At 47.1% G+C, this 3,595-nt stretch carries 4 protein-coding genes; all 4 read left to right on the top strand.

The annotated features are described in order from the left end of the window. Window positions 1-182: hypothetical protein (locus tag V2I46_14890; protein MEE4178789.1), on the top strand; the 182-nt coding region annotated here is incomplete at its 5' end. Between the two features lie 9 nt (window positions 183-191). Next, a complete protein-coding gene (locus tag V2I46_14895) occupies window positions 192-1,616 on the top strand; it encodes an FGGY family carbohydrate kinase (protein MEE4178790.1) in 1,425 nt (474 codons plus the stop codon). Between the two features lie 296 nt (window positions 1,617-1,912). Continuing rightward, window positions 1,913-3,316 carry a hypothetical protein gene (locus V2I46_14900; protein MEE4178791.1) on the top strand — a complete coding sequence of 468 codons (1,404 nt, stop codon included), beginning with the start codon at window positions 1,913-1,915 and terminating at the stop codon, window positions 3,314-3,316. A gap of 6 nt (window positions 3,317-3,322) precedes the next feature. Next, entirely contained in the window at window positions 3,323-3,514 is a 192-nt protein-coding gene (locus V2I46_14905) for a hypothetical protein (protein ID MEE4178792.1), read from the top strand. Window positions 3,515-3,595 lie beyond the last annotated feature (81 nt).

A 3,595-nucleotide genomic window follows, 5' to 3' on the forward strand; every position in this document is an offset into this window, starting at 1 on the left:
ATGTTGTGATGGCGCAGGAGCTGTTACAGGACGCATTCCGGACGGATGTCCGGCCCCTGCTGGCAGAATCGAGGATCAGGGCGGAAGCAGCATTCGACCCGATCGGATTATACCGGGAACTGGAAATACGGGAAAAGTTGATAGGGGAAAGGGGGAAAAATACATTCGCCACTGGACTTTAAAACTGACATATGCAATCGGTAATAGCCGTTTTTGACATTGGAAAAACCAATAAGAAATTTATTCTGCTCAACCGCGACTACCAGGTTGTTCATCAGGATATTGTGGCTTTTAAGGAAATCCCTGACGATGATGGTTTTCCCTCCGAAAATCTTGACGATCTTACCCGCTGGATCAAGATTACTTTCCGGGAAGCGATCAAAATGCCCCAGTATAATATTGAAGCAGTCAATTTTACGACATATGGTGCCGGTCTTGTCAACCTGGCTGAAAATGGGAAACCGGTAACACCGCTTTATAACTATCTTAAGCCTTATCCAAAGGATCTCTTGAAGGCGTTTCTCGAAAAATACGGCGATAAGGACAAGTTTACCCAGGAGACATCCAGCGAGGTTTTTGGGTTCCTCAATTCCGGATTGCAATTATACTGGCTTAAATACAGGAAGCCTGAACTGTTCAAGCGGATCAAATATTCCTTGCATTTCCCGCAGTATCTTTCTTATCTGTATACCGGGAAGACCTATTCTGAAATTACTAGTCTCGGGTGCCACAGCTCCCTCTGGGATTTCGATAAACAGCATCCACATGACTGGGTCTACAAGGAAAAGCTGATTTCCCTTTTTCCGCCGCTGATCAATACATTCAATACAGAAAAGATCCGGTTCAAAACGCGGAACATCTCCTGTGGAATCGGTGTTCATGACAGTTCTGCTGCCCTGATCCCATACCAGCTTTTGTTTGAGGATCCGTTTATCCTCACCATTACCGGTACCTGGAATGTTACCTTCAATCCTTTCAGCAACGAACCCCTTACAACTGCTGAGATCTCCCGGGATTGCCTGAACTATATCAATTACAAGAACAAGCCTGTCAGGGCTTCACGGATTTACCTGGGGAAGGAACATTTTTACCAGAGCAACAGGATATCGAAATATTTCAGGAAGGACGAGGATTATTTTAAAACCGTTAAATTCAATCCTGAATTCATCAAAAAAATCGTGCATGAGAATAACCGGTATAAAAAGTTCTTCCCGGAAATGATGGAGGGTTCAGGGCCGTTCCCGGAAAAATTTCTCCAGCGTGCCGACCTGAAGCTTTTCGACAATTTCGAGGAAGCCTATCATCATATGGTCCTCGACCTGGCTTATATGCAGTTACAGTCCATCCGGATGGCAAAGGGGAATACGCGGGTGAAAAAACTTTTCCTTGCCGGAAGGTTTTGCAACAATGAAATCTTTCTTCGCCTGCTTTCAACGATGATGAGTGACTGGGAGATTTACACACCGCTGAACCCGAGTGTGACGCCGCTTGGGGCTGCCATTACGATGCATGCTGCCTGGAATATCGATAAGGACCTCGAAGAAATTCTGCTTTTTAGAAAATGTGAACCGGTTCCCGGTTTGAAAATCTCAGGTTATTCGTTGTTTGACACGTGATGTCGCACGTTACAGGATATCGCGCCTCCCAATGCATGATTCAATCGTAAACAGATTGATATTGTTACCCGTCGGGAGACGCGCAACATCAAAGCAGGTGCAACATCAAGGGTATTTTCCTGAAAAAGAATCCAATAAACCGGAGAAAGTTAGCAAAATCGGGCTGAAATTATATTTTTGGGTAAATTTTTTGCTGTTCATATGAAACGAACATGTTGCTCCGAATGCTAAAACCCATGAAAATAATTTTTAGCAACATGTGAGTTCCATCAGGCAGAAAAAATAATTAATTACTGATGAAGAAAAACAGACTGGTAGCCAGGCTCGATGCGATCGAGGAATATGAAAGGACCCCGGTCCCTGAAAACAAGCGTAAAGGGCTCAGAAGTTTTATCGGCATGTATGCGGGCGAGCATACTGCGGGTACTGAATTTGTCATAGGCCCGCTTTTTGTAGCCCATGGGGCCAGTGCCACCGCGATTGTTGCCGGGCTGTTCATCGGTAACCTGCTTGCCGTATTGAGCTGGGGATTTCTCACCGCACCCATCGCCACCAGGAAACGGATAACCCTCTATTACCAGCTTGAAAAGATCTGCGGCTACCGGCTTGTCACCATTTACAATCTTGTCAATGGTATGATGTTCTGTTTTCTCGCGGGATCCATGATCGCGGTATCTGCCACAGCGGTTGGTATACCGTTCGATATTGCCATGCCGACCCTCACGGACTGGCTTCCGACGAGTATCGGCTGGGTCATAACCGTCTTGCTTGTCGGCCTGGTGATCACCATCGTTGCGATCCTGGGTTATGAACAGGTCTCCAGGTTTGCCAATCTTGCCTCACCCTGGATGATCCTGATCTTCCTGGCGGCCGCATTTGCCGTCATGCCTGAATTGGGCATTAACTCCATCGGGGATTTCTGGGGTGCAGCAAACGAGAAGATCTGGACGGGTGTCCCCCTGGCCGGTCAGAGTAAATTCACGATCTGGCATACCATCTTTTTTGCCTGGTTTGCCAACATGGCCATGCACATCGGGATGGCCGACCTGTCGATATTCCGTTATGCGAAAAAATGGCAATATGGATTTTCTGCTGCAACGGGTATGTATGTGGGTCATTATATCGCCTGGATGGCCAGCGGTATCCTGTATGCTTACTTTCTGGCACGGTACGGTTCAGGGGGTGAATTTGCCCCGGGGAAAATAGCCTATGAGGCTGCCGGCCTGGCCGGAGCCATCTGCGTGGTTATAGCCGGGTGGACTACCGCCAACCCAACTATTTACAGGGCTGGTCTTGCCTTTCAATCGATCAATCCGAAATGGAAAAGGTGGAAGGTGACGCTGGTAACCGGTCTCGTCACAAGTATCGCTGCATTTTTCCCGGCCCTGGTTATGCAGCTGCTTGGATTCGTCGCGATCTACGGATTCGTGCTGATGCCCATGGGGGCGGTGATCTTTATCGATTTTTACATGATCGAAAAATTGGGCCTCCAATCCTATTATGCGGAGAAGGCCAACATCAAGTTCAACTGGGCTGCCGGAATCAGCTGGTTCCTGACGCTCATCATAGGCCTTGTATTCTACCTGTTTTTCGGTGTGGAGGTATATTTCCTCGGTTTACCCGGTTGGTTTATTGCGGCCGCACTGTACATTGCCGTAAGTTTTCTGATCCAGAAGAAAAATACAGAATCTGTTGTATAAAAAAGTATGCTGATATTTCTTAAAACACTTTCATTTATCGGACTTGGCTTAACACTAGTCCCTTCGATTTTTGTGCTAACCGGCTCGATCGGCATGGAAACCAATAAGGACCTGATGCTGATCGGTACGGTGCTCTGGTTTGGTACCGTCGTTTTCTGGATGGACAGGAAAAAGAAACCAAACCACGAAGGAAATTAACCACAAAGGGCGCAAAGTGCACGGAGTTTTATCCACGAAGGAAATTAACCACAAAGGGCGCCAAGTGCACGAAGTTTTATC

The organism is Bacteroides sp. (assembly GCA_036351255.1).
GTDB lineage: Bacteria > Bacteroidota > Bacteroidia > Bacteroidales > UBA7960 > UBA7960.